17 protein-coding genes are annotated in these 15,867 nt (G+C 63.6%); 3 read left to right on the top strand and 14 right to left on the bottom strand.

The features are described 5' to 3' along the window. The first annotated feature begins 1 nt into the window (after window position 1). Window positions 2–799 (top strand): ABC transporter permease subunit, encoded by a 798-nt coding sequence (locus tag A3AU_RS0128670; protein WP_027055950.1) that lies wholly within the window; start codon window positions 2–4, stop codon window positions 797–799. 13 nt (window positions 800–812) lie between these two features. Here the strand turns inward: A3AU_RS0128670 and A3AU_RS0128665 are convergent, their stop codons facing one another. The 8 genes from A3AU_RS0128665 to A3AU_RS0128630 form a co-directional block, all read right to left on the bottom strand. Continuing rightward, window positions 813–1,268 (bottom strand): MaoC/PaaZ C-terminal domain-containing protein, encoded by a 456-nt coding sequence (locus A3AU_RS0128665; protein ID WP_027055949.1) that lies wholly within the window; start codon window positions 1,266–1,268, stop codon window positions 813–815. Next, on the bottom strand, window positions 1,265–2,350 hold the full coding sequence (locus tag A3AU_RS0128660) for a Gfo/Idh/MocA family protein (protein WP_027055948.1): 1,086 nt from the start codon (window positions 2,348–2,350) through the stop codon (window positions 1,265–1,267). Before A3AU_RS0128660 ends, A3AU_RS0128665 begins: the two co-directional genes overlap by 4 nt. After that, on the bottom strand, window positions 2,343–2,672 hold the full coding sequence (locus A3AU_RS0128655) for an L-rhamnose mutarotase (protein ID WP_027055947.1): 330 nt from the start codon (window positions 2,670–2,672) through the stop codon (window positions 2,343–2,345). Before A3AU_RS0128655 ends, A3AU_RS0128660 begins: the two co-directional genes overlap by 8 nt. 10 nt (window positions 2,673–2,682) lie before the next feature. Further along, window positions 2,683–3,795: a mandelate racemase/muconate lactonizing enzyme family protein gene (locus A3AU_RS0128650; RefSeq protein WP_027055946.1), complete on the bottom strand. Its 1,113-nt coding sequence runs from the start codon at window positions 3,793–3,795 to the stop codon at window positions 2,683–2,685. A 5-nt stretch (window positions 3,796–3,800) separates the two neighbouring features. Next, on the bottom strand, window positions 3,801–4,898 hold the full coding sequence (locus A3AU_RS0128645; protein ID WP_027055945.1) for an ABC transporter ATP-binding protein: 1,098 nt from the start codon (window positions 4,896–4,898) through the stop codon (window positions 3,801–3,803). 4 nt (window positions 4,899–4,902) lie between these two features. Beyond that, a complete protein-coding gene (locus tag A3AU_RS0128640; protein ID WP_027055944.1) occupies window positions 4,903–5,769 on the bottom strand; it encodes a carbohydrate ABC transporter permease in 867 nt (288 codons plus the stop codon). Then, window positions 5,769–6,665 carry a carbohydrate ABC transporter permease gene (locus A3AU_RS0128635; protein WP_027055943.1) on the bottom strand — a complete coding sequence of 299 codons (897 nt, stop codon included), beginning with the start codon at window positions 6,663–6,665 and terminating at the stop codon, window positions 5,769–5,771. The genes A3AU_RS0128640 and A3AU_RS0128635 overlap by 1 nt, the downstream gene beginning before the upstream one ends. A gap of 152 nt (window positions 6,666–6,817) precedes the next feature. After that, window positions 6,818–8,137: an ABC transporter substrate-binding protein gene (locus A3AU_RS0128630; protein ID WP_027055942.1), complete on the bottom strand. Its 1,320-nt coding sequence runs from the start codon at window positions 8,135–8,137 to the stop codon at window positions 6,818–6,820. 169 nt (window positions 8,138–8,306) lie between these two features. Between A3AU_RS0128630 and A3AU_RS0128625 the strand changes: the two genes are divergently transcribed. Next, a complete protein-coding gene (locus A3AU_RS0128625; RefSeq protein WP_027055941.1) occupies window positions 8,307–9,092 on the top strand; it encodes an IclR family transcriptional regulator in 786 nt (261 codons plus the stop codon). 66 nt (window positions 9,093–9,158) lie between these two features. Further along, entirely contained in the window at window positions 9,159–9,998 is an 840-nt protein-coding gene (locus tag A3AU_RS0128620) for an amidohydrolase family protein (protein WP_027055940.1), read from the top strand. 21 nt (window positions 9,999–10,019) lie between these two features. Here A3AU_RS0128620 and A3AU_RS0128615 read toward each other — a convergent pair whose 3' ends face one another. The 6 genes from A3AU_RS0128615 to A3AU_RS0128590 all read right to left on the bottom strand — a co-directional run bounded on the left by A3AU_RS0128615 (window position 10,020) and on the right by A3AU_RS0128590 (window position 15,857). Further along, complete coding sequence (locus tag A3AU_RS0128615) at window positions 10,020–10,988, bottom strand: ABC transporter permease (RefSeq protein WP_027055939.1); 969 nt, start codon at window positions 10,986–10,988, stop codon at window positions 10,020–10,022. Window position 10,989: 1 nt separating this feature from the next. Further along, complete coding sequence (locus A3AU_RS0128610; RefSeq protein WP_027055938.1) at window positions 10,990–11,940, bottom strand: ABC transporter permease; 951 nt, start codon at window positions 11,938–11,940, stop codon at window positions 10,990–10,992. Next, complete coding sequence (locus tag A3AU_RS0128605) at window positions 11,937–12,686, bottom strand: ATP-binding cassette domain-containing protein (RefSeq protein WP_027055937.1); 750 nt, start codon at window positions 12,684–12,686, stop codon at window positions 11,937–11,939. Before A3AU_RS0128605 ends, A3AU_RS0128610 begins: the two co-directional genes overlap by 4 nt. Beyond that, window positions 12,679–13,416 (bottom strand): ATP-binding cassette domain-containing protein, encoded by a 738-nt coding sequence (locus A3AU_RS0128600; RefSeq protein ID WP_027055936.1) that lies wholly within the window; start codon window positions 13,414–13,416, stop codon window positions 12,679–12,681. The genes A3AU_RS0128605 and A3AU_RS0128600 overlap by 8 nt, the downstream gene beginning before the upstream one ends. Before the next feature lie 82 nt (window positions 13,417–13,498). Further along, window positions 13,499–14,686, bottom strand: coding sequence for an ABC transporter substrate-binding protein (locus A3AU_RS0128595; protein ID WP_027055935.1), 1,188 nt, complete (start codon window positions 14,684–14,686; stop codon window positions 13,499–13,501). Between the two features lie 25 nt (window positions 14,687–14,711). Then, entirely contained in the window at window positions 14,712–15,857 is a 1,146-nt protein-coding gene (locus tag A3AU_RS0128590) for a type 2 periplasmic-binding domain-containing protein (protein WP_032918385.1), read from the bottom strand. Between the last annotated feature and the right edge of the window lie 10 nt (window positions 15,858–15,867).

The following is a 15,867-nucleotide window of genomic DNA, read 5'->3' as shown; positions in this document are numbered from 1 at the left end:
GATGCTGGTTTGGTCGCGCCCCGGTCGCATTGTGCTGTGGATGCTTTTCGCGCTGATCTTCGGCGTGCTGTTCCTGGCGCCGCTGGCTGTCATCCTGCTGTCCAGCCTTGCCGACCAGTGGAACGGCGTTCTGCCCAATGGCCTGACGACGGAGCATTACACCGATGTGGTTCGGGGCTCGGCGTGGAACGCGGTCAAGGCCAGCCTGATCACCGGTTTCCTGGCCAGTGCGCTGGCCCTGGTCAGCGGCACCTGGGCGGCTCTGTCGCTTCGCCTCCAGGGTCACGCCTTGAGGCGCCTGCTCGGTCTGCTGTTCTTCATCCCCAGCGCAGTGCCTTCGGTGTCGGTCGGCCTTGGCCTGCTGGTTGCCTTTAGCCACCCGCCGCTCTTGCTCAACGGCACGATAGCGATGGTCATGATCGCGCATTTCGTGCTGATCTCGGCATTCACCTTCGGCAATGTCTCGGCCGGCCTGGCGCGGCTTTCGCCCGACTTCGAACAGGTGGCGTCGAGCCTGGGCGCGCGGCCGGCCTACAGGCTCTGGCATGTCACGCTGCCCTTGCTGGCGCCTTATCTGGTTGCCGCTTTCGGACTGAGCTTCGCGCTATCGATGGGCGAACTCGGCGCCACCGTCATGGTCTATCCGCCGGGCTGGGTGACGCTGCCGGTATCGATTTTCAGCCTCACCGACCGCGGCGACATTTTTGCCGGCGCAGCGCTCACCATGATCCTGGTTGCGGCGACACTGGTGCTGCTGCTCGGGCTGGAGCGCATCACCGCGCGTGCCACCGGCTCTTAGGGCTCGCTGCGTTTCAGCTCTGCGCCGGCTTGCGTTCGACGATGTAGATATGGTCGGCGGCGAGCACGACGTCGCCGCGCTGGTTGATTACCTCGCAGCGCTCGATCACCCGTCCTGAATCCGGCCGCTTGGGATCGTCCTCCTTGGCCGTGATGGTGGTGCGCGTGCGGATGGTGTCACCGATGAACACCGGCTTGATGAAGCGCAGCCGGTCATAACCGTAGGAAAAGGCGACAGGGTTGACGATAGCAGCCGTCAGCCCGATGCCGACCGAGAATACCAGCGTCCCATGGGCGATGCGCTGGCCGAACGGCGTCGTCTTCATATACTCGGCGTCCATGTGGTGCGGGAAGAAATCGCCGGTGTGGCCGGCATGGACGATGAAGTCGGTCTCGGTGATGGTGCGGCCGCTGGTCAAGCGTGACGAACCGATCTCGTAGTCTTCGAAATAGGTGATCTGTTCCATCAGGGTCTTTCCGCGATCGGCGTCGCTGGAGCGGCACTTGAACGATAGGCGGCTTCCACCAGCGCCATGGTGTTCCAGGCGTCCTCGACCGAACTGACCAGCTTGTCGTCTTCTCCGGCCGCAAAGCGCTGGACATTGGCCATGCGTCCGACGAAGGCGTCGGGGAACCATTCGCCGGCCAAAGGCACGGCAATCCAGTCCGTCCCACCCTTGGGATAGATTTCCAGAATGTCCGGCTCACCAGTGGGATAGTCGAGATTAAGGCCGAGCTTGAGATAGGCCGCGCCCTCGGTGCCGCAGATACGGAACTCGCAGGCCTGGTGCCGGCGCCCGAATTTGTGGTCGTGGTTGATCGACAGCGCACAGCGCACGGTGTCGCCATAGTCGAGGATGGCGCTGGTACGCGTCTGCGCCACCTTGTGGTTGGGATGGCCGAGTGTCTTGGCGTGGACGCCTTGCGCATCGCCGAGCAATTGCCTGATCAGGTCGAGATAGTGGATCGAATGCATGGCGATCTCGACGCGCGGCGCCTTGAGCAGGAATTCCCACAATTCCCAAGGCGTGGCCAGTGCCAGCCAGGCGTCGAAGTCGACGACCTCACCCAGCCAGCCCTTGGCGATGGCATCCTGCAGCGCCAGCATCACCGGTGCGAAGCGAAGCTGGAAATTCACCGCCGCCTTGAGGTCCTTGCCGCGGCAGATCTCCAGGATTTCGGTTGCCTCGCCGAGATAGTTGCCCATCGGCTTTTGGATCAGTGCGACCGCGCCGCCGGGCAGTGCCTTCAGGATCTCACCGTGCCGCCCGGGCGGCGTGGCCAGATCGAAGATCGCATCCTTGATATCAGCGGCCTCGTCCACCGAGCGGAACGCGGTGATGCCCCATTTCCCGGCCAGGGCCTGCGCCTTGGCCTGGTCCGGATCGTAGAGGCCGGCAATCGGGAATCCCGCTTTGCGATAGGCGGGAAAATGCGCGTCGCCGACGATCGAGCCGGCGCCGAAGGTGACGATCGGCCGGGGCTTTGACGGTTTGGGCCAGGACTGGACGAGCGAGGCAGGGTCGAAACCGCCCTTAGTCCCTTCAGTCATGGTGAAAGACCTCGTCCATCTCGGCCCACCATTCGCCCTCCTTGCGTGTCGCCAGCGGCTCCTGGCAAGGTATGCAGACCGCCCACCACTCCTGCGTCCTGGGATCAGCGGCCATTTTGGCCATGTCGGCGGCATAGTCGGTGCCATGATATTCGAAATTGGAGAACAGCAGGTTTTCCGGCCGCTTCAGGTAGATCGAGTAGTTCTTGATGTTGCAGGCCGAAATCATGGTCAGCACGTCAGGCCAGACGGCGGCATGCAGGCGGACATATTCCTCGACCTTTTCCGGCTTTAGCCCAAGTACAAATCCCATCCGCCGCATATCAGCTCCTTTATGCCGTGATCGCCGTGGTGAATTCGGCGATGCTGATGCTCTTCACCGCGTCCCAGTCCCAGTCGATGCCGATACCCGGTTCGTCGGGCGCCAGCGCGTGCCCATCCTCGATGCGCATACGCTTGCCGGTCAACTCGTCGAGTTGCGGAATGTACTCGACATAGCGACCGTTCTGAACAGCGCAAGTCAGGCTGACATGCAGTTCCATCAGGAAATGTGGACAGACCGGAATGTCGAAGGCTTCGGCCGCATGGGCGATCTTCAGCCATGGCGTGATGCCGCCGATGCGGCCGACATCGACCTGCACGATCGAGCAGGCGCCTTTCTGCATGTACTCACGGAAATGCCGGATCGAATAGAGCGACTCGCCGATGGCGATTGGCGTCGGTGTCGAATTCGACAACCGCACATGCCCGTCAATGTCGTCGGCCGGCAGCGGCTCCTCGATCCAGGCAAGATCGAGTTCGCGCAGCCTGGCCGCGCGCCGGATCGCCTCGTCGACCGAAAACCCCTGATTGGCGTCGGTCATGATCTCGTAGCCGTCGCCGACCGCCTTGCGCACCGCCGACAGACGGGCAAGATCCTCCGACCCGTGCGGCCTGCCGATCTTCACCTTCGAACCGCGAAATCCCTTGGCCTTGGCTGCCAGTGCGTCGTCGACCAGCGCGGCCGTCTCGATGTGCAACCAGCCGCCCTCGGTGGTGTAGAGCGGGCAGCGGTCCTTGGCGCCGCCCGCAAGTTTCCACAGCGGCAGCCCCTGCTTCTTCGCCCTCAGATCCCAGAGTGCCGTATCGATCGCCGCGATCGCGATGGCCGTGATCGCGCCGATCGTGGTGGCGTGGGTGGCGAATTCGAGATCGTGCCAGATCGCCTCGATCATGTCGGGGTCGCGGCCGATCAGGCGCTGTGCCAGATGGTCGGATAAAAGCCGCATCACCGACGAACCGCCAGTGCCGATCGTGTAGCTGTAACCGGTGCCGACCGCGCCATCGGAATCGGTGATCGTGACGATTGGCGTTTCCTGGCTGACGAAACTCTGGATGGCGTCGGTACGCTTGACCTTGGGCACAAGGTCCACCATCCGCAGTTCGACTTTCTCGATTCTAGCCATGTCGGTCAGCTCCGCAATGTCTTTCCGGTATCGGTGGCAAACAGGTGCGCCTGCGACAGGTCGAGGCTCATGGCAACGCGCTCGCCCGATTTCAGAGGTTTCGGGTTCAGCATGCGCGAGACCCAATCGCTGCCGTTGAATTCCACGAACACCAGCGTCTCGTTGCCGAGCGGTTCGGTGACGGTGATCGGCAGTTCGATCTGGTGAACGTCGGCGGCGCCGCCGGAACTGATACCATGGCCCGTCGGATAGATGTCGTCCGGCCGCAGTCCGAACACGACCCTGTCGCCGGTGGTAACATTGGCCTTGAACTGGCCAGGCAGCGGCAGCTTTTCGCCGCTGGCGAAAACCAGTTGGCCATTGTCGATCGTCGCCTCATGCAAGTTCATCGGCGGCGAGCCGATGAAGCCGGCGACGAAGCGTGTCGATGGCCGCCGGAACACCTCCTCGGGCGTGCCGACCTGTTCGATGTGGCCGTCGCGCATGATGACGATGCGGTCAGCCAGCGTCATCGCCTCGACCTGGTCATGGGTGACGTAGATCACCGTCGACTGCACCTTGGCGTGCAGCTTCTTGATCTCGGTGCGCATCTGCGTTCGCAACTTCGCATCCAGATTGGAAAGCGGTTCGTCGAACAGGAACACGTCGGGATCGCGCACGATGGCGCGCCCCATGGCGACGCGCTGGCGCTGGCCGCCGGAGAGTTGCGAGGGGCGGCGGTCGAGCAGCGCGTCGAGACCGAGGATGGCCGAGGCCTCGGCGACGCGGCGGTCCATGTCTTCCTTGGCGACGCCCGCGATCTTCAGGGAGAAGCCGAGATTCTCGCGCACCGTCATGTGCGGATAGAGCGCGTAGGACTGGAACACCATCGAGATGTTGCGCGAACGCGGCGGCAGATCGTTGACGACACGGCCGCCGATTTCGATCGAGCCGGCGCTGATCTCTTCCAGCCCGGCGATCATGCGCAGCGTCGTCGACTTGCCGCAGCCGGACGGCCCGACCAGTGCGATGAATTCGCGGTCGGTGATATCGAGATCGATGCCATGCACGATCCCGACATTGCCGTAGCGTTTGGTCAGCTTTTTGAGGGAAACGGTTGCCATGGGATCAGCCTTTCACCGCGCCGGAGGTCAGGCCGCCGACAAGGTGTTTCTGGACGATGTAGGTGAGGGTGAGCGCCGGGATGATCATCACCACGGCCAGCGCGCACATGCCACGCCAGTCGATGGTGAACTCGGCGGTGTAGTCGAGCAGGCCAACCGGCAGCGTCTTGGCGCTCACCGAACGGGTCAACTGCGAGGCCAGCGCGAACTCGTTCCAGCAAGTAAGGAAGGCGAAGATCGCGGCCGACGCAATACCAGGTCCCGCAAGCGGGAACTCGACCTGCCAGAACGCCTGCCAGCGCGTGCAGCCATCGATCTGCGCGGCTTCCGCGAGATCCTTCGGCACCTGGCGGAAGAAGCCGTCGATCAGCCAGATCGTGAACGGCACGTTGAGCGCGACATAGGCAAGGATCAGCCCGAAATGCGTGTCGATGATGCCGAGCCGCACATAAAGGAAGAACAGCGGCAGCGACAGCGCGATGCCCGGCACCGTGCGCGTCAGCATCAGCCCGAGGAACACGCTCGACTTGCCGCGAAAGCGATAGCGCGCGAATGCGTAGCCGCCGGCCATGCCGATGGCGACCGCGATCACCGTCGAGGTGACCGAGATGATCAGCGAGTTGCGGAAATACTCGATGACGGGGATGCCACCCTTGCCGATGCCTGAGAACATGGCGACGTAGGCGTCGAAGGAAATATCCTGGGGTATCCACACCGGCGGCTTGGCCATGATCTCGACAGTCGGCCGCAAGGACGACAGCACGATCCACAAGCCGGGCAGGCAGATGGTCAGCATCGCCAGGAACAGGCCGATGCGATAGACGATGCCGGTGAGCCGGCGCTTCAGGCGGGCGGCGGAATTTTCGTCCATCACCACTCCGCACCGATCTGCGTGCGCGCCGCGGCGAGCTTGTTGAAGAAATAGACGGTGAAGGCGATCGACAGCAGGATCGAGAAATAGGCCATGGCATTGGCCATGCCCATGCGCCCGTCGCTATAGGCGGTGCGCGCCACCAGCGTCCACAACAGTTCGGTGCGGCCGGCCGGTCCGCCATCGGTCATGATCTTGACGATGTCATAGGCGCGCGCGACGTCCAGCGAGCGGATGGTCATGGCTATGTAGGCGAAGGGCATGACGAACGGCCACGTCACATAGCGGAATGTCTGCCACGGCGTGCAGCCATCGACGCGCGCCGCCTCGATCGGCTCCTTCGGCATGGCGAGCAGGCCGGCCAGGATCAGGATGGCGAAGATCGCCGTCGACGACCATATCTCGGCGATCGAAATGGCGATGAAAGCGAGATGGCCCTCGATCAGCCATGGGATCGCGTCCTGCGTGAGCCCCAGCGATTGCAGGGCATTGTTCACCAGGCCGATATTGTCGTTGAACATGAACTTGAACTGGAAGCCGACGAGGATCGGCGAGAACATCATCGGAAACATCATCAGCGTGCGAAGGATGCGCTGGCCGCGCGTCGCCTTCTCGACCAGCATGGCAAGGCCGAGGCCAAGCAGCATTTCGAGATTGAGAGCGATGGTCAGCAGCAGCACCGTGCGGCCGAACGCCCACCAGAAATCGGTGTTGGACAGGATCGAAAGATAGTTCCGGAAGCCGACAAAGACGAAGAAGGTTTCGGGCTTGGTCAGGCGGAAAGGCGTGAAGCTGGAATAGAGCGACAAGAGCAACGGCACCACGACGACCGCCGCCAGCACGATCATGGCCGGAAGCAGCAGCAGGAATGGCGCGGATGGCTTGAAGCCCTTCATCAGAATCCTGTGAGGTTTTGACATTGAATTCCGGGCATTTCCGGGCCGCCTGTTGGCCGAGACCCAGGCCGGGACGAACGGGATAGTCCGTACCTGCAAGGCGCGATCGCCTCCCCCATCGGCGATGGGGGAGGCAGCCTTGGGAACGGTTGCTAGAGCTTGCCGGCGTCCTGGAGGATTTGCGTCGCCTTGGCGGCGGCTTCATCCAATGCCTGCTTGGAGGTCTTGTCGCCGAGGATCGCCGCCTGCAGTTCCGGATAGACGGCGTTCGAGATCTCGATCCATTCAGGCGTCTGCGGCACGGCGAAGGCGTGCTCGGCTTCTTCCTGGAACGCGGACAGAACCTCCTTCTTGTAAGGATCGTTCTCGGCCTGCTTCAGGTCCCAGTCCCAGACAGCGGTGCGGGTCGGCAGCGGGCCGGCCGCGGCCTCGAGCTTCTGGCTGTCCTCATTGGTCAGCCACCAGACCAGCGAAGCGGCGGCCTCCTTGTGCGGGCAGTTCTCGGTCACCGAGAAACCGTGGAAACCCGACCAGCCGGTACGCTTGCCGGAAGACCCCTTCGGCGCGACCTTGACGCCGACATTGCCGGCGACCTTCGACGACTTCGGATCGTTGAAGAAACCGGCCCAGCCCGGCCAGTCGAGATTGATGGCGACGGTGCCCGAGGCAAAACCCTGGCCGAGATCGTCCCAGAGGTAGTTGGTGGTGCCGGCCGGCACGGCCTTGGCCTTGTAGAGGTTGACGAACCAGTCGAGCGCCCGGATGCCGGCCTCGGAGTTGAAGACGGGCTTGCCGTCCTTGTCGAGATACTCGCCACCTTCGGCGACCACCATCTCGTAGAAACGGCCGTTGATGGCCTCTTCCTTGCCGGCGAACTGCGTGCCGTAGAAATTGGGCGGGTTGGCGAAGAACTCGGCCTGGTCGGTGACTTCCTTCCAGGTGTCCGGAGGCACCAGGTCATAGCCGTATTTCGCCTTGAACTTGGCCTTGTTGTCGGCGTTCTCGTAGAGGCTCTTCTGGTAGTAGAGCGCCGAGACGTCGAATTGCGCGCGCGGCAGCATCTCGAGCTTGCCGTCTATGGTTGCCGCCTTGATCGTCGACGGTACGAACGCGTCGATCTCTTCCTTGGGCAGCAATTTGCCGAGGTCGGTGTAGAGGCCGGTATATTGCGGCGCGAATGACGAATGGTTCCAGCCGACGCACCAGTTGGTGCTGCCCGAGGCGATGTCGGATTTGAGCTCCTTGTCGATGTCGAAGCCATTCTTCTTGGTCAGGATGTTGACCTTGGCGCCGGTCGCCTTCTCCCATTCGGGGATGCGCTCGTAGAGCTTTTCGTATTGCTGGCCGCCGATCAGCTTCACGTCGACGGTAACGCCTTCGAACTTGCCTGGCAGGTCGCCGGCAAGGGCCGTGCCTGCACCAAATGCAAGCACCAGTGCGCCGGCGGAGACGCCGGAAAGCAGTCTGTTCATTGGTTTCCTCCCTGGGTGCGCCTCGCGGCGACCGCAACTTGTCCGCGTGACAAGAAATGCTACATTCATATACAAACAAAACATTCATACGTACGTCAAGGCGAAATTTGTTTCCGCCGGTCGCGATCTTGCGTATATGAAGAATCGAATTCACTGGAGAGATGGCGCCATGGATGACAGCGAAGACGAGCGTTACCGCGCGCCGGCGCTCGACAAGGGGCTCGACATCCTCGAACTGCTGGCGGGCGTCGACGGCGGCCTGACCCAGGCCGAAATCGCCAAGAAACTCGACCGCAGCCCGAACGAATTCTACCGAATGCTCGACCGGCTGGTGCGGCGCGGCTATGTCACGAGGCTGGACGGCGACCGCTATTCGCTGACCCTGAAACTGTTCGGCCTGGCGCAATTGCACGCTCCGGTGCGCAGGCTGGTCTCTTACGCCACACCGCTGATGCGCGAGCTGGCCGAGACCTCGCAGCAGGCCAACCAACTCGTTGTTTTTGATCGCGGTTCCGCCGTGGTGATTGGCCAGCAGGAGGCGCCGAACTACTGGGGAATCTCGATCCGCGTCGGCTCCCACATCAGTCTGTTCGACACCGGGTCCGGCCATGTCCTCCTCGCCTTCCGCTCACCCGAAGAACGGCAAATGATGATTTCCGAGCATGTCCGCAGCACCGACAAGACAGCGCAGTCGCCCGAGTTCTTCACCCGTCTCGACCAGATCCGTGACCGTGGCTACGAGATGATGGCCTCTATGCAGACCGCCGGGGTCTACAATCTCTCCGCACCGGTGCGCGGCTCCGACGGCAAGGCGATCGCGGCTCTGTCGATCCCCTACATCAGCGTGATCAACACGCCTTCCGCGCCGGACATTACTCGGACCATCGAACTCTTGCTGGCAACCTGCGAGAAGCTGTCGCATCTGGCGGGTTCGACTGTTGGCTCATCCGCATGAATTCTTATTTGAATGAAGAATTCTCCCGTGAGATGATATGAAAACGCCGGAGGGAGGAGCCTCACTGTGATCATCGACACCCATCTGCATCTCATCGACCGCTCGGCCCTGCGCTACCCCTGGCTTGCCGGGGTGCCGGCGCTCAACCGCGATTTTTCCTATGAGGACTATGCCACGGAGGCACAGCGCGTTGGCGTCGGGCGCGTGCTGCATATGGAGGTTGACGTCGATCCGGCCGACATCGAGGCGGAGACAGCGCGCGTCGAAGGCCTGTCGCGGCAAGCCGGCAGCATGCTGGCTGGGGTGATCGCATCCTGCCGGCCGGAGGAGGCCGGCTTTGCCGCCTATCTCGAACGCCAGCGGGCAAATCCTTTCGTCAAGGGTTTCCGCCGCGTCCTCCATGTCGTTCCGGACGACCTCTCGGAAGGCGCGATGTTTCGCGACAACATCAAGCGGCTTGGCGGCACCGGCCTGACCTTCGATCTCGTCGTGCTGCCGCACCAGATCCCCAAGGCGATCGCTCTTGCCGATCTTGCCCCCGACGTGCGGTTCGTGCTCGACCATTGCGGTGTCCCCGACATCAAGGGAAATGGCGAGCATCCCTGGCGCGAGCATATGGGCGAGATCGCGCGGCGTGCGAACGTCATGGCCAAGATATCGGGCGTCGTCGCCTATGCCGATCCTGGCAGTTGGACCGTCGAGACGCTGCGGCCTTACGTCGAACACACCATCGCTGCGTTCGGCTGGGACCGTGTCGTCTGGGGCAGCGACTGGCCGGTCTGCACGCTCGGCGGTGGCCTCTCGACCTGGGTGGCGGCGACTAATGCGCTGCTTTCCGGCTGCAGTGTCTCGGAGCGTGACAGCTTGCTGTCGGGCAATGCCCGCAAGTTGTGGCGTCTCGACTGACTGAACCCGCTCGACGTCTGGTCAGATCGTCGTCGAGACGTGTCGTTCACGGCCGTAAAGCGACACCAGCAGGACGATGATGAGGCCCAGTGCCGCCTGCACCGCCGACGGCTGGAAGCCGAGGCCGATCAGCAGCGTGTTGATTTCGGTCAGCACCAGCACGCCGGCGATGGTGCCGAGATAGCTGCCGCGTCCGCCGACAAGTGCGGCGCCGCCGACGACGACGGCCGCAATGGTCTGGAACAGGTAGGGTTGGCCGACATCGCCATAGGCCGAGCCTGTGAAGCCGAGCAGCAGCACGCCCGCGACGGCGGCAAAGAAAGCGCTTGCCGCATAGGTGATGACCCACATGCGAACCGGGTCGATCAGCGCCAGCGGTGCGGCGCCCGGATTGCTGCCCAGCGCATAGAGCCGGCGGCCATAAGGCGTCCGCTCCAGCACCAGCACGACAATTGCCGCCACCACGACCAGGCTCGGCACCAGCCATGGCACCGGCAGCGGTCCCGCCGATCCGCCGATCGACACGAAGCTGGAAACCGCTTGCGGTGCCGAGCCAGACGGGAAGCCGGCTGTCCACAGCAGCACCAGCCCCTGCACAACCATGCCGATGCCGAGCGTGACGATGAGCGGCTGGATGTCGAGGCTGCGCGCGATCAGTCCATTCAGGCCGCCGATGAGAACTGCCAGCACGCCGACGAGGCCGCAGACCAGGACAAAATTCCAGCCATCGCCATAGAGCTGCGCGGCCACGACATTGGCAAATCCGATGACGAAGGGGATAGAGAGGTCGATGCCGCCCATGATGACGACCAGCGTCTGCCCGATCGAGGCAACTGCGAGCAGCGAGGCGAGCACCAGCATGGCGCGCACGGCAAAAGGCGAGGAATAACCCGGAATGAGCATTGTGCCGGCAAGATGCAGAAGGGCCGCGACGCAGAAGGCACCGACGACCCGGGCATTGGTTGTCGCGAACAGATTTCGGCCGGCCATGTCAGCGCCCCCTCATGGCAAGACGTTCCTGCAGCGCGGTCAGCATCACCGCCAGAACCAGTATGGCACCATAGGCTATCTGCAGCACGAAGGTCGAGACGTTGAATGTCGTCAGCACGCTCTGCAGCAGGAAGATGTCGATCGCGCCGATCGCGGCGCCGGCGATGCCGCCACGACCTCCGGCCAGGCTGACGCCTCCCAGGGCGACGGCGGCGATGGCGATCAGCGTGTAGGTCGGTCCGATGTTGGGATCGGCCGAACCGATCAGCGCCGTCAACATCAGGCCGGCGCATCCGCCAAGGATGCCAGTCATCACATAGGCGATGAAGCGTACGCGCGTGACATCGACGCCGGCGGTGTAGGCGGCGCGGTCGTCGCTGCCGACCGCCATCAACTGGTCGTGGTACGGTGTGCGGCGCACCAGCCACCAGGCAATGAACATCAAGGCCAGTGGCAGCATCGACAGCGGGCCCGACAGGGTTTTGAGCCAGGCCGGCGCCGGGCCGATCGGCGCCGGCAGGATCGTCAGCGTGACGCCGGTGAGGATCAGATAGGTGCCGAGCGTGGCGACGATCGGCTGGATGCGAACGATTGTCGCCAGGAACCCGTTCGCCGCGCCGACCAGCGCACCGATGAGCAGCGCCGCCGGGACAAGCAGCAGCGGCGAGGAGATGCCGGCCTTGAGGAAAAGCATCTGGATCACAACGGCATTGACGAAGCCCATCAGCGGCCCGACCGAGATGTCGATGCCGCCACGCCCGGCCAGGATTACCGGCGTCGAGGCGATAGCCGCACCGATCAGCGGCGCGGCCAGTCCGACCAGCGCACCCCATGATCCCGGCTGGAACCGCGCCGGACTGAGGATGAGATTGACCGCAAGCAGGACGGCCAGCAGCACGACAGCGAAACCGACGCTGCGCCCAAGCGACAAGAGGCGTGCGAGAGGGCTCATGCCGCGCGTCCGAACATGGCGGAGATAACGCTCTCGGTGGTCATCGCCTCACCGGAGATTTCCGCCGCGACCTCGTTTTCGCGAAACACCAGCACGCGCTGGCACAGCAGCAGAATCTCCGCGATCTCGCTGGACAGGATGACCAGCCCCATGCCGTCGGCAGCCAGCCCGCGAAAGACCTCGTAGAGAACATGCCGCGTCGCCACGTCGACGCCGCGCGTCGGGTCGTTGAGGAGCAGGATGGCGGGGTCGAGCGCCAACGCCCGGGCCAAAAGCACCTTCTGCTGGTTGCCGCCCGACAGTGTGGTGATCGGCGCATCGGGCCGTGGCGCCACGATCGACAGTTTCTCACGGTAGATGTTGTAGCGCGCCTTGCGCGCCGCCGGACTGATCAGGCCGAGACGCGCGTCACGCGACAAGGTCGAAACGGCAAAATTGTCGAGCACCGATTGCGTGGGAAAAATGCCGTTGGCGCGTCTGTCGCGCGGCAGGTAGGCGATGCCGCTGGCGACCGCTTTGCGGAGCCCGGTGATCTTACGAAATGTGCCGGACACGCCGAGTTCGATCGAGCCGCTAAGCGGCTGCTCCAGACCTGCGAGCATCTTGAGGAACAGTTCCTGGCCATGGCCATCGAGGCCGGCAAGTCCGACGATCTCACCGGGAGCGACCTCTTGCGTTATTGCGCTTGCGGAAGGCGCGATGACCAGATCGCGGACGGCGAGGCCAGCAGCCGTGTGATCAGCCATGCGCCAGCTCCGCCGCCGTCCGCGGCGCCATCGCCCTGAGCAATTCCGCTGGCGTGGACGCGCCGCGCTCTTCGGTCCGCACCACGCTGCCGCCGCGCAGGATCGAGATGCGATCCGACAGCGACATTACCTCGTCCATGCGGTGGGTGATGAACAGGATCAGGCAGCCTTCGCCTGCCAGCGCGCGCATCAGCGAAAAGACGGATTCGCGGTCGGCGAAGTCGAGCGCCGCTGTGACCTCGTCGAGAATCAGGATTTTTGGGTTACGCACGATCGCGCGGGCGAGAACGACCAGTTGCTGCGCGGCAAGCGGCAGCAGGCCAGCGGGCATGTCGAGGGGGACGTCGGTGACGGCGAAGCGCTTCAAGGCGGCCGCAGCCCTGTCACGACGCTCGTTGCGGGGAACGATGCGTCGGACCAGCCCGTCGAGGCCGAGCAGGATGTTATCGGTCACGCTGCGGTCCGGCGCGATCAGCACCTCCTGGAACACAGTGGCAAAGCCTTGCTCCTGGAAGGCCGAGGGGCTGGCGCCTGAGAAGGGCTTGCCTTGCAGCAGGATCGCGCCGCTGTCCGGCTGGACGATGCCGGACAACAGCTTGACCATCGTGCTCTTGCCCGAACCGTTTTCCCCCAAAATGGTATGGATGGTCCCCGCCCGGAACGCGATCGAGGCATCCGCGAGCGCGACCGTCTCGCCATAGCGTTTGGATATGGTTTTGATTTCAAGCATGCCGTGTTTCAAGGCTGGCAAGCCGGCTCCGTGAAAGGAGCCAGCTTGTTGAGGCTGTCGCGGGGATCACTTCGCGCAGGGGTTACTTTGCACAGGCATCTGGCACTTTCGAATAGTCCCAGCCCTTGGTCGGCGCCGGATTGGAGAAATAGGCGTCGAGCCACTCCTCCGGCATCGGATCCTTGGGTGGGATCGGGAAGATCGAGACGGCATCGGTCGTCATGCATTCCTTGTACCATTGGCCGAGATCGGCGCTGTGCACCGGCGGGATCGGGATCAGCAGCGTATTCAGCTTAGGCTTCTGGCCGTCGAGCATGCGTTCGCCGACGCGAAACAGCGTCTCGGCCGTCCAGTGCGGCAGCACCGCATGGCCTTCGAAGCGGTATTTGTCGGGATTGGCCTTCCAGTAGCCCAGCGCATCGCCGGTGATCGAGCCGGTGATCAGCGGCGCCGGCCGGCCGGCTTCGGCGAAAGCCTCGGCGACGACGCGGCTTTCGCTGCCGGTCGTCCACACCGCATCGATCGGCGCCGGATTGGTGGCGATCGCTTGCAGCACCACCGTCTTGGTGACATTGGCGGTCCAGTTGCCGTTGACGTTGCGCGAAATCTTCAGCTTCGGATTTTCGGCTAACGCCTTGTCCGCGCCCTGGCGCTCCTGCACCACGATCGGGTGGCCGGCAATGCCTTCGACGAGCAGGATACTGGCGCCGTCGGGCTGAGCCTTGCCGATCGCCGTCATCATGTCATAGCCCCAGCGCGCATAGTTGGAATCGACGTTGACCGCGTTCGGGCTGGTCACGGAGCCGGCGGCGGTAATGAACGGGATGCCGGCCTTGGCGGCGGCATCGATCGCGTCATCGAGTGCTGTCGCCGAGCCCGGGATCGAGGTGATGATCGAGCACTTCTTGTCGATGAAGGCGCGGATCTGGTTGATCTGCTGGCTGGCATCGTTGTTGGAATCGGACACTTCGAAACTCGACACCGTGCCGTCGGCGATCAGCCCGTCGACCAGGCGCTTCAACTCCTTGGTGACGGTGACCCGCCATGGATTACCCTGGTAGGATTCCGAGTGGCACCACTTCCATGGCTTCGGCGGCGGCGTGAAATTGTCCCAGGCCGAGGGCAGCACCTTCTGCGGCGCGCCGTCATACTGCGCCTTGAGCTCTGTTGGCAGCCCGCCGATGACGCCTTGCACGTCCTGGGCAAAGGCGGTCGTCGCAAGCGAGGCGAGTGCGGTTGCGGCGAGCATGCCGCCTAACATTCTTGTCATCTTGTTCTCCTCCGTTCGGTTTGGTTCAGGCTCCTCCACCGGCAGCGCCGGACACCTGCACGGGAGAACTCTCCCGGAACAGGCGATTGAGATCGGCAACGACCTGACCGGCTTGGTGCCCTGAGGTCATGCCTGAAAGGATGCGGTCGGACGCTGCCTGCTGGAACGCCATGTAGCCATCATGGCGTGGCCGCACCCATGCGCCCTCCAGCGTCGCGAGGGTGTTCCTGTAGAAGTTGCCAGTCGCGGCATTGACGGTCTGGTCCTCCCAGCCGGCGGCGTGACCCGGCTGTCCGCCGGCGGCGGCATAGGGACCGCGCTGGACGTCGCCGCTCGCGACCCAGTAGGCAAAGTCGATCGCGGCATCCATGCCCCTGGAAAAAGCCGAGACGGCGATGCCGGTACCGCCGAGCGCCGAGCCGATCGGGCCGCTGGACCCAATGACCGGGATGTCGGTGAAGGCCAGCCGGTTCGCGCGGAACCCGGCAATCGCGTAAGAGACATAACCGTAGATCAACGGTGCGCACACGATCCGCGAACCGGCCAGCGCCATGCGTTCCGAAACGGCGATCGGATCCATCTCGAAGCAGCCCGGTTCGACCAGCGCGGCAATCTCGCGCATCGCCTCGAAGACTTCGCTGCCGGCCTGGACATCGATCAGATCGGTGGACGGATCGGTCGCGCACGGATGACCGAGATTGCCGGCAAGCGTGTAGAACACCATCAGCACGTGCGGCGGCCGCAACGGCAAGAGCACGCGGCCTTGCCGGGCGAGATCGAGCACCTCGCTCCAGTGCGCCGGCGGCGCATCGAGCGCATCCGGCCGCCAGGCCTGGACCTGGGCCGCCGCATCGATCGGAAACGCCCATTGCCGCTCTTGCCAAGCATAGCTCGGATAGGATTGGCCGACACTGCCCGAGGCGAGCGCAGTGCGCTCCGCTTCGCGGCCGGCAACATCCAGCGGCGCAAGACAGCTTTCCGCGGTGATCTGGCCGACATGGGGATGGTCGATGACGATCAGATCATAGGCGCGCGCCAGTTCCTCGACCGGAAAGGATTCGAAATCCTGCAGCGAGCGCTTGTCCCATTCGATGCCAACGCCGGTCTTTTGCTGCCACAGAGCCGAGCACGCGACCATCGGATCGTAGCCGCGCGGATGGCTCCAGGTCATACCCTTGAGC

Source organism: Mesorhizobium erdmanii USDA 3471, from assembly GCF_000472705.1.
Classification (GTDB): domain Bacteria; phylum Pseudomonadota; class Alphaproteobacteria; order Rhizobiales; family Rhizobiaceae; genus Mesorhizobium; species Mesorhizobium erdmanii.
The sequence above is the reverse complement of the archived record's forward strand: the minus strand, read 5'-3'. Positions and strand labels throughout refer to the sequence as shown.

Coding starts and splice junctions, on each gene's coding strand:
- A3AU_RS0128670 (WP_027055950.1), top strand. CDS start 2: ATGCTGGTTTGGTCGCGCCCCGGTCGCATTGTGCTGTGGATGCTTTTC.
- A3AU_RS0128595 (WP_027055935.1), bottom strand. CDS start 14,686: ATGACAAGAATGTTAGGCGGCATGCTCGCCGCAACCGCACTCGCCTCG.
- A3AU_RS0128650 (WP_027055946.1), bottom strand. CDS start 3,795: ATGGCTAGAATCGAGAAAGTCGAACTGCGGATGGTGGACCTTGTGCCC.
- A3AU_RS0128630 (WP_027055942.1), bottom strand. CDS start 8,137: ATGAACAGACTGCTTTCCGGCGTCTCCGCCGGCGCACTGGTGCTTGCA.
- A3AU_RS0128625 (WP_027055941.1), top strand. CDS start 8,307: ATGGATGACAGCGAAGACGAGCGTTACCGCGCGCCGGCGCTCGACAAG.
- A3AU_RS0128610 (WP_027055938.1), bottom strand. CDS start 11,940: ATGAGCCCTCTCGCACGCCTCTTGTCGCTTGGGCGCAGCGTCGGTTTC.
- A3AU_RS0128605 (WP_027055937.1), bottom strand. CDS start 12,686: ATGGCTGATCACACGGCTGCTGGCCTCGCCGTCCGCGATCTGGTCATC.
- A3AU_RS0128660 (WP_027055948.1), bottom strand. CDS start 2,350: ATGACTGAAGGGACTAAGGGCGGTTTCGACCCTGCCTCGCTCGTCCAG.
- A3AU_RS0128615 (WP_027055939.1), bottom strand. CDS start 10,988: ATGGCCGGCCGAAATCTGTTCGCGACAACCAATGCCCGGGTCGTCGGT.
- A3AU_RS0128655 (WP_027055947.1), bottom strand. CDS start 2,672: ATGCGGCGGATGGGATTTGTACTTGGGCTAAAGCCGGAAAAGGTCGAG.
- A3AU_RS0128635 (WP_027055943.1), bottom strand. CDS start 6,665: ATGAAGGGCTTCAAGCCATCCGCGCCATTCCTGCTGCTGCTTCCGGCC.
- A3AU_RS0128590 (WP_032918385.1), bottom strand. CDS start 15,857: ATGACCTGGAGCCATCCGCGCGGCTACGATCCGATGGTCGCGTGCTCG.
- A3AU_RS0128640 (WP_027055944.1), bottom strand. CDS start 5,769: ATGGACGAAAATTCCGCCGCCCGCCTGAAGCGCCGGCTCACCGGCATC.
- A3AU_RS0128600 (WP_027055936.1), bottom strand. CDS start 13,416: ATGCTTGAAATCAAAACCATATCCAAACGCTATGGCGAGACGGTCGCG.
- A3AU_RS0128645 (WP_027055945.1), bottom strand. CDS start 4,898: ATGGCAACCGTTTCCCTCAAAAAGCTGACCAAACGCTACGGCAATGTC.